The 17,105-nt window shown below is 69.5% G+C and carries 15 protein-coding genes; 9 read left to right on the plus strand and 6 right to left on the minus strand.

The genetic code is table 11. The features are described from left to right. The first annotated feature begins 44 nt into the window (after window positions 1-44). Both ABW16_RS10210 and ABW16_RS10215 read left to right on the plus strand, forming a co-directional pair. Window positions 45-1,514 (plus strand): aldehyde dehydrogenase, encoded by a 1,470-nt coding sequence (locus ABW16_RS10210; RefSeq protein WP_047319038.1) that lies wholly within the window; start codon window positions 45-47, stop codon window positions 1,512-1,514. After that, the gene (locus tag ABW16_RS10215; RefSeq protein WP_047319039.1) at window positions 1,514-2,461 is read left to right on the plus strand and encodes an alpha/beta hydrolase; all 948 of its coding nucleotides are present in this window, start codon (window positions 1,514-1,516) and stop codon (window positions 2,459-2,461) included. Before ABW16_RS10210 ends, ABW16_RS10215 begins: the two co-directional genes overlap by 1 nt. Here the strand turns inward: ABW16_RS10215 and ABW16_RS10220 are convergent. Then, window positions 2,424-3,080: a winged helix-turn-helix transcriptional regulator gene (locus tag ABW16_RS10220; protein WP_047319092.1), complete on the minus strand. Its 657-nt coding sequence runs from the start codon at window positions 3,078-3,080 to the stop codon at window positions 2,424-2,426. The two genes, ABW16_RS10215 and ABW16_RS10220, sit on opposite strands and share 38 nt — an antisense overlap. Before the next feature lie 61 nt (window positions 3,081-3,141). On the opposite strand from ABW16_RS10220, the gene ABW16_RS10225 reads away from it, so the two are divergent. Further along, window positions 3,142-4,014, plus strand: coding sequence for an alpha/beta fold hydrolase (locus ABW16_RS10225; protein WP_047319093.1), 873 nt, complete (start codon window positions 3,142-3,144; stop codon window positions 4,012-4,014). Next, complete coding sequence (locus ABW16_RS10230; protein WP_047319040.1) at window positions 4,014-4,337, plus strand: TfoX/Sxy family protein; 324 nt, start codon at window positions 4,014-4,016, stop codon at window positions 4,335-4,337. Before ABW16_RS10225 ends, ABW16_RS10230 begins: the two co-directional genes overlap by 1 nt. 11 nt (window positions 4,338-4,348) lie before the next feature. Here ABW16_RS10230 and ABW16_RS10235 read toward each other — a convergent pair whose 3' ends face one another. Next, window positions 4,349-4,921, minus strand: a complete 573-nt coding sequence (locus tag ABW16_RS10235) for a TetR/AcrR family transcriptional regulator (protein WP_047319041.1) — start codon at window positions 4,919-4,921, stop codon at window positions 4,349-4,351. Between the two features lie 59 nt (window positions 4,922-4,980). Between ABW16_RS10235 and ABW16_RS10240 the strand changes: the two genes are divergently transcribed. Beyond that, window positions 4,981-5,589, plus strand: a complete 609-nt coding sequence (locus ABW16_RS10240; protein WP_047319042.1) for a TetR/AcrR family transcriptional regulator — start codon at window positions 4,981-4,983, stop codon at window positions 5,587-5,589. 73 nt (window positions 5,590-5,662) lie between these two features. Continuing rightward, the gene (locus ABW16_RS10245; protein ID WP_047319043.1) at window positions 5,663-7,438 is read left to right on the plus strand and encodes a flavin-containing monooxygenase; all 1,776 of its coding nucleotides are present in this window, start codon (window positions 5,663-5,665) and stop codon (window positions 7,436-7,438) included. Between the two features lie 12 nt (window positions 7,439-7,450). On the opposite strand, the gene ABW16_RS10250 is transcribed toward ABW16_RS10245, so the two are convergent. From ABW16_RS10250 to ABW16_RS10265, 4 genes are all read right to left on the minus strand, one after another. Next, window positions 7,451-8,584: an NDMA-dependent alcohol dehydrogenase gene (locus tag ABW16_RS10250; protein ID WP_047319044.1), complete on the minus strand. Its 1,134-nt coding sequence runs from the start codon at window positions 8,582-8,584 to the stop codon at window positions 7,451-7,453. 10 nt (window positions 8,585-8,594) lie between these two features. After that, on the minus strand, window positions 8,595-9,839 hold the full coding sequence (locus tag ABW16_RS10255; RefSeq protein ID WP_047319045.1) for a glycosyltransferase family 4 protein: 1,245 nt from the start codon (window positions 9,837-9,839) through the stop codon (window positions 8,595-8,597). A 106-nt stretch (window positions 9,840-9,945) separates the two neighbouring features. Beyond that, entirely contained in the window at window positions 9,946-11,481 is a 1,536-nt protein-coding gene (locus ABW16_RS10260) for a 1,4-alpha-glucan branching protein domain-containing protein (protein ID WP_047319046.1), read from the minus strand. Further along, complete coding sequence (locus ABW16_RS10265; RefSeq protein WP_047319047.1) at window positions 11,478-12,275, minus strand: class I SAM-dependent methyltransferase; 798 nt, start codon at window positions 12,273-12,275, stop codon at window positions 11,478-11,480. Before ABW16_RS10265 ends, ABW16_RS10260 begins: the two co-directional genes overlap by 4 nt. A gap of 197 nt (window positions 12,276-12,472) precedes the next feature. Here ABW16_RS10265 and ABW16_RS10270 point away from each other — a divergent pair, with 197 nt between their 5' ends. Genes ABW16_RS10270 through ABW16_RS10280 form a run of 3 tightly spaced genes read left to right on the plus strand, consistent with a single transcriptional unit; the run spans window position 12,473 to window position 17,059 of the window. Next, window positions 12,473-13,264, plus strand: coding sequence for an electron transfer flavoprotein subunit beta/FixA family protein (locus tag ABW16_RS10270; RefSeq protein ID WP_047319048.1), 792 nt, complete (start codon window positions 12,473-12,475; stop codon window positions 13,262-13,264). Window positions 13,265-13,302: 38 nt separating this feature from the next. Then, on the plus strand, window positions 13,303-14,259 hold the full coding sequence (locus tag ABW16_RS10275; protein ID WP_047319049.1) for an electron transfer flavoprotein subunit alpha/FixB family protein: 957 nt from the start codon (window positions 13,303-13,305) through the stop codon (window positions 14,257-14,259). 46 nt (window positions 14,260-14,305) lie between these two features. Beyond that, the gene (locus ABW16_RS10280) at window positions 14,306-17,059 is read left to right on the plus strand and encodes an AAA family ATPase (RefSeq protein ID WP_082134038.1); all 2,754 of its coding nucleotides are present in this window, start codon (window positions 14,306-14,308) and stop codon (window positions 17,057-17,059) included. Window positions 17,060-17,105 lie beyond the last annotated feature (46 nt).

Here is a 17,105-nt window from a genome sequence, read left to right on the forward strand (position 1 = left end):
CAATCGATTGATTATGTCGGCGTCCCGCCGTTAGCCTAGGCACTGTGACCGGTCCGCTGACCCCGCTGCTGATCGACGGCGCGCTGGTCGCTGGTGGTGGGGGCGCCTTTCCCACCATCAACCCAGCCACCGAAGAACCCCTCGGTGCGGCTGCCGACGGCGACGCCGCCGACCTCGATCACGCCATCGCCGCCGCCCGCACCGCGTTCGACTCCTCGGACTGGGGTCGTGACACCGCGTTGCGCGTGCACTGCCTGCGGCAACTACGCGATGTGCTCAACGACGAGATCGAGACGCTGCGGGAGATCACGATCGCCGAGGTCGGCGCGCCGCGTTCGCTGACCTACCGCGGCCAGCTGCAGACCCCGGTAGACGACCTGGGTTTCCCGGCCGCCACCGCGGAGAGCTATCCGTGGCAGGTGGACCTTGGGATCGCGGCCCCGATGGGGATCACCACCGCCCGCACCCTGGTGCGGGAGCCGTTCGGCGTGGTCGGGGCCATCACCCCGTGGAACTTCCCGCACCAGGTCACCTTCGCCAAGATCGGGCCGGCGCTGGCGGCCGGCAACACCGTTGTGCTCAAACCGGCACCCGACACCCCGTGGTGCGCAGCCGAAGTCGGCCGGATCATCGCCGAGAAGACGGACTTCCCGGCCGGGGTGGTCAACATCGTCACCGCGTCCGACCACCGCATCGGCGCCCGGCTCGCCGAGGATGCCCGGGTCGATGTGGTCTCCTTCACCGGCTCGACGGCAACCGGCCGCTCTGTGATGACCGCTGGCGCACAGACCATCAAGAAGGTCTTCCTGGAACTCGGCGGCAAATCGGCATTCGTGGTCCTCGACGACGCCGACCTGGCTGCCGCCTGCACGGCCGCCGCGTCGACCGTGTCGATGCACGCCGGGCAGGGCTGTGCGCTGACCACCCGGCTGCTGGTTCCGCGTGAACGCTACCGCGAGGCACTCGACGCGGTGGCTGCCGCGATGTCGCAGATCGCGGTGGGTGACCCCAACGACCCGAAAACACTGTGCGGACCGCTGATCTCGGCCAAGCAACGCGATCGGGTGCAGTCCTATCTCGATTTGGCGATCGCCGAAGGCGGAACATTCCACTGCGGCGGTGGCCGACCAGCCGGCCTGGACCGGGGCTTCTTCATCGAGCCGACGGTGATCGCCGGGCTGACCAACGATGCTCGGGTGGCCCGCGAGGAGATCTTCGGACCGGTGCTGGTCGTGCTGGCCCACGACGGTGACGCCGACGCGCTGCGGATCGCCAACGACTCGCCGTATGGGCTGTCCGCCACCGTATTCGGTAGTGACGAGCGCGCCGCCCGAATGGCCTCGCGACTGCGTGCCGGGACCGTCAACGTCAACGGCGGCATGTGGTACTCGGCCGACGTACCGTTCGGGGGCTACAAGCAGTCCGGGGTCGGCCGGGAGATGGGGCTGGCGGGCTTCGAGGAATATCTGGAGACCAAGGTGGTGGCCACTGCGGTCACCGGGACGGAGCGCTGATGGCCGGCCAACCCGACCCGCAGGTGCTGGCGGCGTTGCTGGCGATGCGTGACGGTGCCGAGGCCGCGCCCCCGCCGGCGGTCGGTGACGTTGCCACCCGCCGGAGCAACGCGGGCCACATGTTCCGCCAGGTGCTGGCGTTGCGACCACCCGTCACCGGCGTTGAGACGCAAGAGTTCTCGCTGACCTACGACGGTGGCACGCTTGGGTTGCGTTGGTACCGGCGAGCCGGCGCGGATCAGCCCGGCAGCGCCGCACTGTATCTGCACGGCGGCGGAATGATCCTGGACTGGGGGCACCTGGGTCCGCTCTACGACGCGGCGGTGCGCGGCTACGTCGCCGCCTCCGGGGTGCCGATGCTGGTGGCGGACTACCGGGTCGCACCGGAATTCCCGCACCCGACTCCGCTGGAAGACTGCTACGCGGCCTTGCGCTGGCTTAGCGACCACGCCGCCGAGCTGGGTGTCGATGCGTCCCGGCTGGCCGTGATGGGCGACAGCGCCGGCGGGGGACTGGCAGCTGGAGTTGGCTTGCTGGGGCGCGACCGGGGCGGGCCGGCGATCGCGGCCCAGCTGTTGATCTACCCCATGCTCGACGACCGGAACCGCGAGGAAGGCGCCGCGGGCGCCACGTTGCTCACCTGGAGCTACGACGACAACGCCACCGGCTGGGCAGCGCTGCTGGGCGAGGGTGCCGCCGACGGCTATGCCGCGCCCGCCCGCGCCGATGACCTGACCGGCCTGCCGCCGACCTACCTCGACGTCGGCGGGCTGGACATCTTCGCCGAAGAGGACGTCGCCTTTGCCCACCGGCTGATCGCCGCTGGGGTGCCCGTCGAGCTGCACGTGTACCCGGGCTGCCCGCACGCGTTCGACCTGCTGGTTCCCGATGCCGATGTGTCGCAACGGGTTATCGCGCAGCGGGTGAGGTTCCTGGCATCGCTGTAGCGGCGAAAAAGGTGCGCACGGCGGATTCGTCACCGTCGATCTCGACCAGCGCGGCGACGTCGTCCAGCGACAGCACCCCCGCCGCGAGCCCGAGAACAAGCGGGGCCTCGGCTTTGAGCACGGCGTCGAGTTCACGCCCGTCGGGCATGCTGACGTCGACGCCGGACTCGGTGGCCTGCAGCTGCACCATTCCGCCGTCCACGGCGACGCCGACCGCCACCGATCGATCGGCGGGGATGCGACCGGCGAACAGGGCTGGAAGCGCCAGCAGCAACCACTCGGCGCGGAATTCATCGCCCTGCGGCCCGCGGATCATCAGCGGTGTCGACCAGCGGACCAGCGCATGGATGGGCTCGCGCAGTTGCGCACCCCATTCGGTGAGGGCGTAGGTGACCACGCCGCCCTCGTCGGACAATCGCCGCTCGACCACGCCCGCGGTTTCGAGATCGCGGAGCCGGTCGGCCAGCAGGTTCGTCGCGATCCCGGACAGCCCGTCGCGCAACTCGCGGTAGCGGGCCGGACCCATCAGGAGCTGGCGGACGATCAACAGGTTCCACCGGTCACCCACCACATCCAGGGCCCGGGCAAGTCCGCAGTACTGACCGTAGTCTCGACTCATCACCATCCACTTGCTAATTTAAAGTGCACTTGACTATATCAAGTGAGCCAGGGAGGTGGACATGACAGTCGCGGAACGGCCCGCCTGGGTCGACGACACGTTGTTCCCGTTCGAGAGCCGGTTCATCGACATCGACGGGAACCGCGTCCACTACGTGGATGAGGGATCAGGGCCGGTGCTGCTGTTCCTGCACGGCAACCCGACCTGGTCGTTCGACTATCGCAAGGTCATCGAGGCGTTGCGGCCGGAGTTCCGGTGCATCGCCGTGGACTATCCGGGGTTCGGGCTGTCGTCGGCGGCGCCGGGCTACCGGTACCTGCCCACTGAACACTCCGCGGTGATCGGCGCGTTCGTCGACGCCCTTGCGCTGAGCGGGGTCACCTTGGTGGTGCACGACTGGGGTGGCCCGATCGGGTTGGCCACCATGCAACAACGCCCCGGGGTCTTTGACCGATTGGTGCTGTCCAACACCTGGGCGTGGCCGGTCGGTGCCCCGGTCGTACAGATCATGTCGCATGTGATGGGCGGCGGAATCGGACGCCTGCTGATCCGGCAGTTCAATCTCTTCGTCAAGGTGATGATCCCCGTCGGGCACCGGCTGACCAAGCCCACCGGTGCGGAGATGGCTCACTACCAAAAGGCCCTCGACAGCCCCGCGCGGCGGGAGGCGGCGGCGGTCTTTCCCCGTGAGATCACCGCCAGCCGTGCCTTTCTCGCCGACGTCGAAGCCGGGCTGCCCGCCATCGCCGCGCTCCCAGCGCTGATCATCTGGGGTGACGGCGACTTCGCCTTCGGTGACAGGGAATTGCGGCAGTGGGAACAGACGCTGACCAACCATCGGACGGTCATCGTCAAAGGCGCCGGTCACTTCGTTCCCTCCGATGCGCCCGAGCAGTTCGCGGCAGCGATCCGCGACTGGCACCCGGGGTCATAGTGGCTTACGACGCGCAGCTGGCGGCCCGTGTGCGGGAGCTATTCGCCGCCGATGGTCCACCGGTGCTGGAAAAGGCGATGTTCGGCGGACTGGCCTTCATGGTCGCCGGCAAGGTCGCCGTCGCCGCCATCGCCGGCGGATTGCTGGTCCGCGTCGGAGCGGCACGCGCCGACGAGTTTGTGAGGACCACCGCCGCCCAACCCATGGAGATGGGTGGGCGGACCATGCGCGGCTGGGTCCATGTCGATGGCGAGCACGTGGACTCTCGAAGTCAGCTCGCCGAATGGATCGACATCGGAATAGCCGCCGCGGCAAGCGCTTAGAACGCGGGCGCTTAGAACAGCGCGCCCCGGATGAGATCTTCGGCGCCGCGCAGTGCGTCGCGGTAAGCCGCCGGTGGCAGGCGATCCGCCTGCTCGGCCAATCCTCGGGCCAGGGCGTAGACAGCGTCCGCGGCACTGTCGGGCTCGACGCCGGCCGCCAGCGCTCCGCCGCGCTGCGCATCGCTGACGATCTCTCCGATGACATCGCGTAACGGCGGCACCGTCCCCATCGCCCGATCGAACGCGGCCAGCTGTGGATTTTCCTGCGCCATCCGGTCGGCTTCCTCGAGCACCGCAGCGAGCTGGGCCACGACGTCGCTGTGGCGTCGTGCGGCGATGCGCAACCGCGGCAGCGCGGCCTCGCGGGCCGCCGCCACGGTCGCCTGTAGCAACTCGGCCTTGCTCGGGAAGTGGTGGTAGAGGCTGCCGCTGGTGATCTCAGCGGCGGCAGCGATCTCGCGGATGCCGGCGCCGGCGCAACCGGACTCGGCCACACACCGCATGGCCGCGTCGATGATCCGCCGCCGAGTCTCGTTGCTGTTGATTCCAGCAGGCCGCCCTCGCGGCGACGAACTGACGACCATGATTACCGGATTATGTCGGTCCTCGATTCGGTGGGTCAACCACTGCGAAGATTGATGCCATGACGACACCGCAGCTCGGTCGCCCGGTCGGCGCCGTCGGCGAGGAAACCCGCCAGCGGATCATTGCCGCCACCATCCGATGCGTGGCCGAATTGGGCTATTCGCGGACCACCATCCGTCAGATCGCGCGCACCGCGGGCGTCACCAGCGCCAATCTCTATAACTACTTTCCCAACAAGGCTGACCTGGTGGCAGCCGCGATCGCCGCCCGGGCCGAGATCGCGCTGCCGCGGCTGCGGCGAGCCGCCGAGCGGCCCGGCACGGTCGTCGACCGGATCGAGGCCCTGCTGGACGAGTCCGGCGACCTCATGCGCGAGCATCCCGATCTCGCCACGTTCGAGTGGGCGATTCGCGCCCAGAACGCCGTCACCGTCTACCCGGGGGAGGCCGGGAACGTCGGACTGCAGGAACTGCGCGACATCATCACCGGCATCGTTGCTGAGGACCGCAGCCGTGACGCTCCCGCAACGCGGTCGGCGGTCGAGGTGACCTACGCCCTGGTCTATGGCTTGACGGAGCTGGCGGCGACCGGTTCGCCGGCAACCTATCACGCGGCGCTGGCCGCCGCGAAGCGGCTGATCAGGGGCACTCTGTTCGCCGCCCGTTGATATGATCAATTGATTGATTATATGCTGAGCCCGTTGCTGGGCTGGCTTTGCGGCGTTCCGGAGGTGCCTGATAGTGACCGGTGTCCAGGATCCGGAGACTGCTGGGGGGCAGGACTTTGATCCGAATGCCCTGCGCGACAAGTACGCCCGGGAACGCCAGCGGCGCCTGCGAAACGACGGGATCGACCAGTATGTCGAGGTGGCGGGCCGCTTCGCCCGGTTCGCCGAAGACCCCTGGGCCGACCCGGGTTTCAGCCGGGAACCGCTGTCCGATGAGGTCGACGTCGCGATCGTGGGAGCCGGTTTCGGGGGGCTGCTGACCGGTGCCCGGCTGCGGGAGCTCGGCGTGAGAAGCATTCGGTTGATCGACAAGGCGGCCGACGTCGGGGGCACCTGGTACTGGAATCGGTATCCGGGCATCGCCTGCGACGTGGAGTCCTACGTCTACATGCCCCTGCTGGAGGAGCTCGGCTACGTGCCGACCGAGAAATACGCCAAGGGCCCGGAGATCTTCGCGCACTGCCGGCGCATCGCCCGCCACTACGACTTGTACTCCGACGCCTGCCTGCAGACCGAGGTCACCGAAATACGTTGGGACCACGCGGTATCGCGCTGGGTGATCACGACCAATCGCGGCGACGCATTCCGGGCCCGATTCGTGTCGATGGCCAATGGCTATCTGCAGAAGCCGAAGCTGCCCGGAATCCCCGGCATCGACGAGTTCGCCGGCCGAACCTTCCATACCAGCCGCTGGGACTACGACTACACCGGCGTGGATCTGGAGCGGCTGGCCGACAAGCGGGTCGGGATCATCGGAACCGGTGCCACCGCAATCCAGTGCGTGCCGCGACTGGCCGAAGCGGCCAGGCAGCTGTACGTCTTTCAGCGCACGCCGTCGACGGTGGACGTGCGGGGCAACCGGCCGACCGACCCGCAGTGGGCGGCGCAGCTGGAACCGGGCTGGCAACAGCGCCGGATGGAGAACTTTCAGATCCTGACCGCGGGCGGCCAGGCCGACGAGGACCTGGTCGACGACGCCTGGACCAGCCTGACCAAGAAGATGCCGATCGTCAATGAGGGTGGCCCGAACGCCGCCGAACTCGCCGACTTCGCCAAGATGGAGGAGATCCGCGGCCGTATCGACGCGCTGGTGGACGATCCGGCCACCGCCGAGGCACTCAAGCCGTGGTACGGCTACTACTGCAAGCGGCCGTGCTTCCACGACGAGTACCTGCAGGCGTTCAACCGCGACAATGTCACGCTGGTCGACACGAAAGGCCGCGGTGTCGAGCAGATCACCCGCACCGGCGCGGTGGTCGACGGCGTCGAATACCCGCTGGACTGCCTGGTTTTCGCGACCGGCTTCGAGGTGGGCACCGACTACTGCCGGCGCACCGGTTTCGAGGTCATCGGGCGCGACGGGGTGACGCTGACCGACAAGTGGGCCGACGGGGTGCGCACCTTCCACGGCCTGCACACCCATGGCTTCCCGAACTGCTTCATCGAGAGCATCGCGCAATCCGGGTTCACGGTGAACTTCCCCTACCTGATCGACACCCAGTCGCGGCACATCGCCTGGGTGATCGCCCGGGCGTTGCAGCAGGGGGTGACCGCGCTGGAGGCCACCGCGGACGCGGAGCAGAGCTGGGTCGACGCCGTGGTGGCGCGTTCCGGGGTTATCGCCGGCCGGCGCGAGACGTGCACCCCGGGCTACTACAACCGCGAGGGCCACGCGAACGAACGGCTGCGCCAGGACAGCTTCTTCTTCGGCAGCCCCACCGAGTACGCCGACATCCTTACTGCCTGGCGGGATGCCGGCACGCTGGATGGGTTCACCATCACCCGATAGGGGCGTGCGGAGCTACCGGCCGAAGTCGATGACGCCCCTGATCAATTCGCCGGCGGCCAGGTCTTGATACGCCTGGTTGACGTCCTCGAGCGAGTAGCGCCTGGTGATCATCTCATCGAGGTGCAGGCGGCCCGCCTCGTAGAGCGTGGCCAACAGCGGGATGTCGGTCCGCGGGTTGCAGGAGCCGAAGACGGTGCCGCACAGCGTCTTGTTCATCAGCATCATGTCCTGGGGGTCGATGCTGGTCCGGGTGCCCTGCACCGCCATCCCGGTCAGCACGCAGGTCCCGGCCTTTCGGGTCAGCCGCAGCGCGTCCTCGACATCGGAATCGGTGACGACGGCGGGGGACACCACCACGGCGTCGGCCATCACCCCGCGGGTCAGGTCGCGGACCATCTCGAACGCCTCGGCGGCGCTGGCCGCGGTGTGCGTGGCGCCGAACGTAGCCGCCGACTCCCGCTTGAAGGCAACGGGATCCACCGCGACGATCCGCACCGCGCCGTTGATGCGGGCGCCCTGGATGGCGGCTGTGCCGATGCCGCCCACCCCGATGACCACGACGGTGTCGCCGCCGCGCACCCCGGCGCGATACGCCGCCGAGCCGTACCCGGTCGGCACCGCGCAGGCCAATAGGGCGGCGGGAAGCAGGGGCAGGTGCGGATCGATCTTGACCAGCGAGGCCGCCGAGACCACGGTGTGTTCGGCGAACGCGCCAATCTTGGAGACATGAGCCAGGTCCCGGCCGTCCGCGTCGTGGTGCCGGAAGGTGCCGTCGGTGGGCATCCCGGGCAGCATGGTTCCCGCTCCGGCGTCACAGATGTACTCCATACCCGAAGAGCACCAATGACATTGACCGCAGACCGCGACGAACGACGTCACCACGTGATCGCCGGGGGACAGTGCCGTGACACCGTCTCCGACCTGCACGACCACCCCGGAGCCCTCGTGGCCGCCGATCGTCGGCGCAGTCGGGGCGAGCTGCGCCGGCGGGGCCAGGTGACCCTGGCGGATGTGTTCGTCGGAATGGCACAGGCCCGCCGCGGCCATTTGGACCAAGACCTCGCCGGCGCGCGGCGGATCGAGCTCGAACTCCTCGACCGACCAGGGGCCACCGTAGGTTCGCAGGATCGCGGCGCGACTTCTCATCTCGCCGGGTCTACCGGTCCGGCAGTGCGTGCTCGATGATCGGCCGGCGTGGCTGCGGGTCTCGCAAGCGACGTTTGGCCGCCAGGTACACCTGGGCGGTCTCGTCGGCGACGGTGTGCCAATCGAAGTCGGAGCTGAGCCGCTCCCGGGCAGCGACGGCGCGGCGCTGGGCTGCGGCCGGGTCGTCGAGCACGTGGCAGACGGCCGCGGCCAGGGCTGGTACGTCGCGCGGCGGGCAGGACATCCCGGTTTCGCCGTTGATCACCGCCTCGCCCAGTCCGCCCACGTTGGCGACCACCAGCGGGGTCCCGGCGGCAGCGGCCTCCAGTGCCGCCAGGCCGAACGGTTCGTAGTGGCTGGGCAGCGCCGCGGCGTCGGCCCGGTGCAACAGTGCCAACAGCTCGTCGTGGTCGACCCGGCCGATGAACCGGGTTGCCTTGAGTACCCGGTTCTTTCGGGCGCACTCGACCAGCCAGTCCTGCTGCGTGCCGTCGCCGGCGATGGTCAGCGTGGTTCCCGGGTGGGCGCGCCGGATCCGCGGCAGGGCCGCAATGATGTCGTGCACGCCCTTCTCGTATTCGAGTCGCCCGACGAACAGGATCTCCGGCGGGCCGCTGCGGGGCTGCCGGCTGGCGAACGGCCACCGCGCGGCGTCAATGCCGTTGCGGATCACGGTGGTTTCGGCCAGCCCGGGCCCGAACAGGTCGGTGATCTCATCTCGCATCGAGGCCGAACAGGTGATCAGCGAATCGGATTCGCGGACCAGCCACGACTCCACCGCGTGCACCTGACGGCTCAACGCCCCGGACACCCAGCCCGAGTGACGCCCCGCCTCGGTGGCGTGGATCGTGGAAACCAAAGGCACATCGTAGAATTCGGCGAGCGCAATGGCAGGGTGCGCCACCAGCCAGTCGTGGGCGTGCACCAGATCGGGGCGCCACACGCTCTGGCCGCCGTCGATCTTCAGCGACAGTCCGGCGCGGACCATCGAATGTCCCATCGCCAGCGTCCAGGCCATCATGTCCTCGCCGAAGGAGAACTCGTGCGGGTCCTGCGCGGCGGCGATAACCCGCACGCCCTCGCTGATCTCGTCGGACGACGGGTGAGTACTCGGGTCGGTGCCATAGGGGCGCCGGCACAGGACGACGACGTCGTGCCCGGCGGCGGCCAGCGCGGTCGACAGGTGATGGACATGTCGACCCAGCCCGCCGATCACCACCGGCGGGTATTCCCACGACACCATCAGGATCTTCACGCGGCGAGTCCATTCTCCGGCGAGCGTGCGTGTCCCCGGCCGACACGCCGAGACAAACACCGGGTTTGCGCACGCTCGCGCGGGAGGGGGCTCCGCTGGATGGGGGTCACCGTGGCAGCCTACGGGCATCGAGGGCGCCGAACAGACCGTCGGCCTTATTCCAGCCGTCGGCCAAGCGCTGCGCCGTGTCTCGGTGGCCGCCGGCCAGTGCGTCGGCGATCTCGCGGGTGGCGTGCGCGTGCAGCTGCGCGCGGTAGCGGGCGTAGTCGGCCGCGGAGTCCTTGCTGACCATGAACGGCCAGTCACTGGAGACGGTCAGCAGCGCCTCGCGCAGGATCTGGTCGGCGACCCGGTCACGGGGGGTGGGCCCCGATGGCGCGGCCGTCTGCGCCAGGGCCTTGTCGACGGCGCCCAGGGCGGTCTCGGTCACCTCGGAGTTGAGCTGCACCAGGTCGGCGACCTTCTCCCCGGACCACACTCGCCAGTCCTTGCCCGAGCCCCACGAGCTGGGCGGCAGTTCGACCGCCTCGCCGACGAAGCCGGAGTTGATCGCATCCGCGAGTGTCCCGACGCGAACCCCCGCTGCCGGCAGTGCCCGCAAGACCCGGGCCAGCCAGGTCGGTCCTTCGTACCACCAGTGGCCGAACAGCTCGGTGTCGAATGCGGCGACCACGTGGGCGGGGCGGCCGATCCGCTCGGACTCGGACTGCAGGCGGCCCCGGACCACCTCGACGAAATCGGCGACGTGGGCATCGATCGCGGCGTCGGCGCGCTGCGGGTCGTACGGCGCCTTCTGCTCGGGGGCGACGTTGCGGCCGGTGACCCGGGACGGCTTCAACCCGGTGCGGTGGTCATGGGTGTGGAAATCCCGGTAGGCGTCATGCCCCGGATAGCCGGACTTCGGCGACCACACCCGGTAGCTGACCGACAAGTCACGGCCGAACGCGATCACATCGGAGTCACCGACCGGTCGGCCCAGTGTGGTGTCGCCGTGCAGCGACGGGCCGTCGACCATGAAGTGCGAAATCCCGGCGGCCGCGTACTCGGTTTCCAGGCCGGGCGTGTAGGCGCATTCCGGCGCCCAGATTCCGGTGGGGGTGTGGGCCACCCGCGCCCGGGCGTCGGCCAGTCCCTCGTGCAGCGCGAACTGGCGCAAACGTGGCGCCAGCAGGGGCTGGAACGGGTGGGCCAGCGGACCGCCGAGCAGTTCCACCGTCTGCGCCTGCACCAGCTCCCGCAGCAGCGGGCTGGCGCCGTGGCGCCACAGCAGTGCGAACTCCTCGAGAGCCTGCTCGGCGGCGGCGCATTCGTGCAGCCCGAACGGGCGGATGTCGGCCAAGGTGGTGGCCTGGGCGGCGCGCAGCTGCCAGTTCGCCAGCCAGTGGTGCATCCCGTCCAGACAGTACGGGTCGTCGAGCTGGGCGGCGACCACCGGTGTCACCCCGAGCGTGAGTAGGTTTCGCCGGCCTTCGGCGGCCAGCGTCCGCAGCACCCGCACCAGCGGCAGGTACGCCGCCGACCAGGATTGGTAGAGCCACTCCTCGCCGACGGGCCAGCGGCCGTGGTGCGCCAGCCAGGGCAGGTGGGTGTGCAGCACCAGGGTGAACAGGCCCGGTACCGAGCCGTTGGATTCTTCGGTCACCGGCGCACCGCGATCGCCACCAGGTCCAGGCTGTCGTCGATGTCGCGTTCCGCAGCATCCAGGATGTCGAAATCGTCGCAGGTGACACCGGCGACATCGGCCAGCAAGTCGGCCGGCCAGGGCGCGTCGGCGACCGCCCGGGCGATCTGGGCGTCGATGATCGAGCCGCCGTGGCGCGCGTCCATCTCGGCCAGCGCCGGTCCATGGAAAACCCCGTAGACCCCCTCGATCTCGAAGCCGCCCTCGAGCAGCAGCTCGGTGAGCTCGGCGGCGTTGAGCTCGCGGGTGTGGAAGGGGTTGATCGGAGTGTCGCGACCGGGGGAGAAGGTGATCCGGTTGGGAGTCGACACCATGAGCAACCCGCCGGGCCGCAGCACCCGGGCGCATTCGGCGATGAACTGCCCCTGGTCCCAGAGGTGCTCGATGACTTGGAAGTTGACCACCACGTCTACGGCCGCGTCGGGCAGCGGCAGCTCGGCGAGGTTTCCCTGGACGGCTTCGACGCGTGGATAGCGGGCCCGTACGTGGGCCACCGCGGAGTCGTCGTAGTCGACGCCGATCACCCGCTGGGCGACCCGCGCGATCAGGTCGGCGCCGTAGCCCTCGCCGAAGCCGGCCTCCAGGACTTCGCGGCCGCTGCAGCGCGGCGCCAGCCGCTGGTAGACCACCTCGTGACGCCGGAACCAGTAGTTCTCGACGTCGAGTCCGGGGATGGTGCGCTCCCCGGTCAGCGTCAGCGTGCTGTCGCCGGGCGGCGTGCCGGTGGGGTCTCCGGCGGCATTCGTAGATTTCATCGCACAGGCAGGCTAACGCGAAGGGCACGGTCCACGAACCGGCTACCCCACATGGCTTTATCACGACCCGCTACGCTGTACACGCGAACCGCACTAAGTTACCGATGAGTAACATTTCTCGTGCGGCTGCGTGAATCGCTGCCCCAGTCTTGTGGCTCGCCGCTGCAGGACCCCTTCGAGGAGGACGAACCACACTCATGACGAACATCGTGGTCCTGATCAAACAGGTCCCAGACACCTGGTCGGAGCGCAAGCTCACCGACGGTGACTTCACGCTGGACCGTGAGGCCGCCGACGCCGTGCTCGATGAGATCAACGAGCGGGCCGTCGAAGAGGCGTTGCAGATCCGGGAGCGGGAAGGCGCCGAAGGCACCGTTACCGTGCTGACCGCCGGCCCGGAGCGGGCCACCGAGGCGATCCGCAAGGCGCTGTCGATGGGGGCTGACAAGGCCGTGCACCTCCTCGACGACGGCATGAAGGGCTCCGACGTCGTCCAGACCGGCTGGGCGCTGGCCCGCGCCCTGGGCGCCATCGAGGGCACCGAGCTGGTCATCGCCGGCAACGAGTCGACCGACGGTGTCGGCGGTGCGGTTCCGGCGATCATCGCCGAGTACCTGGGTCTGCCGCAGCTGACCCACCTGCGCAAGCTCAGCGTCGAGGACGGCAAGGTCACCGGCGAGCGGGAGACCGACGAGGGCGTGTTCACCCTGGAGGCCTCGCTGCCGGCCGTGGTGAGCGTCAACGAGAAGATCAACGAGCCGCGCTTCCCCTCCTTCAAGGGCATCATGGCCGCCAAGAAGAAGGAAGTCACCGTGCTCACCCTGGCCGAGATCGGGGTCGAGGCCGACGAGGTCGGTGTCGCCAACGCCGGTTCCAAGGTGACCGCTTCGATCCCGAAGCCGCCGAAGACCGCCGGTGAGAAGGTGACCGACGAAGGCGACGGCGGCACCAAGATCGCCGAATACCTGGTCGGCCAGAAAATCATCTAAGCGATCCCCGGACCTGGAAGAAGACGGAAGAAATAGACATGGCTGAAGTACTTGTGCTCGTTGAGCACGCTGACGGAGCGCTGAAGAAGGTCAGCTCCGAACTGATCACCGCCGCGCGTGAGCTCGGCGAACCGTCTGCTGTCGTCGTCGGTGCCCCCGGCACCGCCGCCCCGCTGGTAGACGGCCTTAAGGAGGCCGGCGCCGCCAAGATCTACGTCGCCGAGTCCGACGTGGTGGAGAACTACCTGGTCACCCCGACCGTCGACGTGCTGGCCGGGCTGGCCGAGTCGGCTGCCCCGGCTGCGGTGCTGATTGCCGCCAACGCCGACGGCAAGGAGGTGGCCGGCCGGCTGGCGGCCCGGATCGGTTCCGGTCTGCTGGTCGACGTGGTCGAGGTCAAGGCGGGCGCCAAGGTGGTGCACTCGATCTTCGGTGGTGCGTTCACCGTCGAGGCCGAGCCCACCGGCGAGACTCCGGTCATCACCGTCCGCGCGGGTGCGGTTGAGCCTGCGCCGGTCGCTGGTGCGGGTGAGCAGGTCACCGTGGAGGTGCCCGCCGCCGCCGAGAACGCCACCAAGATCACCTCGCGTCAGCCGGCCGTGGCCGGTGACCGCCCGGAGCTCACCGAGGCCCCCATCGTGGTGTCCGGTGGTCGCGGTGTCGGCAGTGCCGAGAGCTTCTCGGTGGTCGAGGAGCTGGCCGACTCGCTCGGTGCGGCCGTCGGCGCCTCGCGTGCCGCGGTGGACTCGGGCTACTACCCGGGCCAGTTCCAGATCGGTCAGACCGGCAAGACGGTCTCGCCGCAGCTGTACATCGCGCTGGGCATCTCCGGTGCGATCCAGCACCGGGCCGGCATGCAGACGTCCAAGACCATCGTCGTGGTCAACAAGGACGAGGAAGCGCCGATCTTCGAGATCGCCGACTTCGGCATCGTCGGGGACCTGTTCAAGGTCGCCCCGCAGCTGACCGAGGCGATCAAGGCCCGCAAGGGTTAATTTTTTCTGCGTGAGCAGACGCGAAAGCCCCCATTTCGGACTCGAAATGGGGGCCTTTGCGTCTGGTGGGCGGCTGACCGGACGAGAGTCCGAGTGCAGCCAGCTGCGGGACACCCTCGCCGCCGCCCGGGCCGGCCGCGCTCAAGTGCAGATCCTGCGCGGCGAGGCCGGGATCGGCAAGACCGCTCTGCTGGACTACCTGGCCGAATCCGCGCCGGACTTCCACGTGATCCGGGCGGCCGGGGTGGAGTCCGACATGGAGCTGGCTTTCGCCGGCCTGCAGCAGCTGTGCGCCCCGCTGGCCGACGGCATGGGCCGGCTGCCCGAACCGCAGCGCGAGGCGCTGGCCATCGCCTTCGGCATGAGCAGCGGGCCGGCACCCGACCGATTTCTGGTCGGGCTGGCGGTGCTGGGGCTGCTGGCCGGGATCGCCGCCCGGCAGCCGGTCCTGTGCCTGATCGACGACGCCCACTGGCTCGATCGGGTTTCGGCTCAGACGCTGGGGTTCGTGGCCCGGCGACTGCAGGCCGAACCCGTCGCGCTGGTGTGCGCACTGCGTGAACCCGCAGACGGCCTGACCGGGCTGCCGAAGCTGATGCTGCGCGGCCTGGCTGAGGCCGACGCGCGCGCCGTGCTGGAATCGGCGCTGCCGAGCCCGATCGACCCCCAGGTTGCCGACCGGATCGTCGCCGAGACGCATGGCAACCCGCTGGCGCTGCTGGAACTGCCGAGGGGCCTGTCCGCGGCCGAACTGGCCGGCGGCTACTACCGCCCGGACGTGGTGCCGGTGGCCGGACAGATCGAACGCCACTACCTGGCCCGAGTCCGTGCGCTGCCCGACGACGCCCAACGGCTCTTGTTGCTGGGTGCCGCTGAGCCGGTGGGGGATGCGGCGCTGCTGCTGCGGGCGGCCGACGTGCTGGGCCTGGCCGCGCCGGCACTGGACGCGGCCGAGGAGGCCGGCCTGATCGAGGTGGGCGCGCGGGTGCGGTTTCGCCATCCACTGGTGCGCTCGGCGATCTACCGCGCCGCGCATCTGGAGGACCGCCGGGAAGCCCACCGTGCCCTGGCGCAGGCCACCGACCCGGCACACGACCCCGACCGGCGGGCTTGGCATCGCGCCCACGCGGCAGCCGGCCCGGACGAATCTGTCGCCGCGGAGCTGGAGCGCTCCGCTGACCGGGCGGCGTTGCGCGGTGGAACCGCCGCGGCGGCAGCGTTTTTGGCTCGTGCCACCGAGCTGACCCCCGACCCGCTGCAGCGCGGATCCCGTGCGCTCGATGCCGCCGAAGCCAAGCGGGCGGTCGCTGAAACGGACGCGGCGGCGGCGCTGCTGGCCACCGCCGAGCTGGCGCCCCTCGATGAGCGGCAGCGCGCCCGGCTGGCGCGGATGCGCGCACAGTTGGCCTTCACTCGTGGCCGCGGCAGCGGCCACGCAGCCACCATTCTCGATTCCGTTCACCAATTCTTCAGCGCTGCAAGTCGTTTGGAATCGATTGACGCGGCGATGGCGCAAGAGACCCTGCTGGAAGCGGTCAGCGCGGCGATGTATGCGGGCCGGGCGTTCGGAGCGCAGGTGCGCAACCACACCGCGGCGGCGCTGGCAGCTGGTGTGCGGACTGCCCCGAACCGGCCGGCCGACCTACTGTTGCTTGCGCTGACCACCCGCATCAGCGCCGGTTGCCGGGCCGGCCTGCAGCCGTTGCATGCCGCGGTCGCCGCACTCACCCCGCGCACCTGGTCATGGCAGGCATTTCCGATCGGATACGAAGCCGCGGTGCACGACCTGTGGGACGACGAGTCCTGGTATCGGATCGCCGACGACGCCGTGCGGGTGGCGACCGACACCGGTGCGCTGGCCATGCTGCCGGTCGCGTTGACGACCCGGGCCGGTGTGCACGTGCAGGCGGGCGACTTCGCGGCGGCGCGTGCGCTGATCGCCGATGCCGACGCCCTGTCCGCGGCTGCCGGTCAGACGCCGGTGCGCTACCACGCGTTGGCGTTGGCGGCGTGGACGGGCGAGGAAGCCGAGGCGACCGCGCTGATCGACGCCGCGGCGCGCAGCGGGGCCGCCCGCGGCGAGGGACGTATCACCGCGCTGATCGGCTACGCCTCCGCGGTGCTGTACAACGGCTTGGGCCGCTACCAGTCGGCGTGCGACGCGCTGCGCCGGACGCTGGACTACGAAGATCTCGGCATCTACGGGTGGAATCTGGCCGAGCTGGTGGAGTCCGGAGCCCGGGCCGGCGAGCAATCGCTGGCCGCCGAGGCGCTGGCGCTGCTGCAGGAACGCACCACCGTCAGCGGAACGGACTGGGGGCTGGGCGTGCTGGCCCGCTCGCGTGCGCTGATGTGCGACGGGCCGACCGCCGAGGACCACTATGTCGAGGCCGTCGAGCGGTTGGGGCGCACCCGGATCGCCGTGGACCTGGCTCGTGCGCACTTGGTGTATGGGGAATGGCTGCGCCGGGAGAAGCGGCGCGGCGACGCGCGTACGCAGCTGCGGACCGCCCACGAGATGTTCACCGGCTTCGGGGCACAGGCCTTCGCGCAACGCAGCCGGCGCGAACTGCACGCGATCGGGGACAAGAGCAGCGGCCGGGCCGCGGCCGGCGGTGACGCGCTGACACCTCAGGAGCAGCAGATCGCCGAGCTGGCCGGCGCCGGCCTGACGAATGTCGAGATCGGGGCGCAGCTGTTCATCAGTGCTCACACCGTCGAGTGGCACCTGCGCAAGGTCTTCGCCAAGCTGGGCATCCGCTCACGCCGGGAACTGCGCGACACCGCCGCCGGCCGGTGAGCCGGCCCGGATTCGCCGCAGCAGACTACGGACTTTCCAGGGTCCC

The organism is Mycolicibacter heraklionensis (assembly GCF_001021505.1).
GTDB lineage: Bacteria > Actinomycetota > Actinomycetes > Mycobacteriales > Mycobacteriaceae > Mycobacterium > Mycobacterium heraklionense.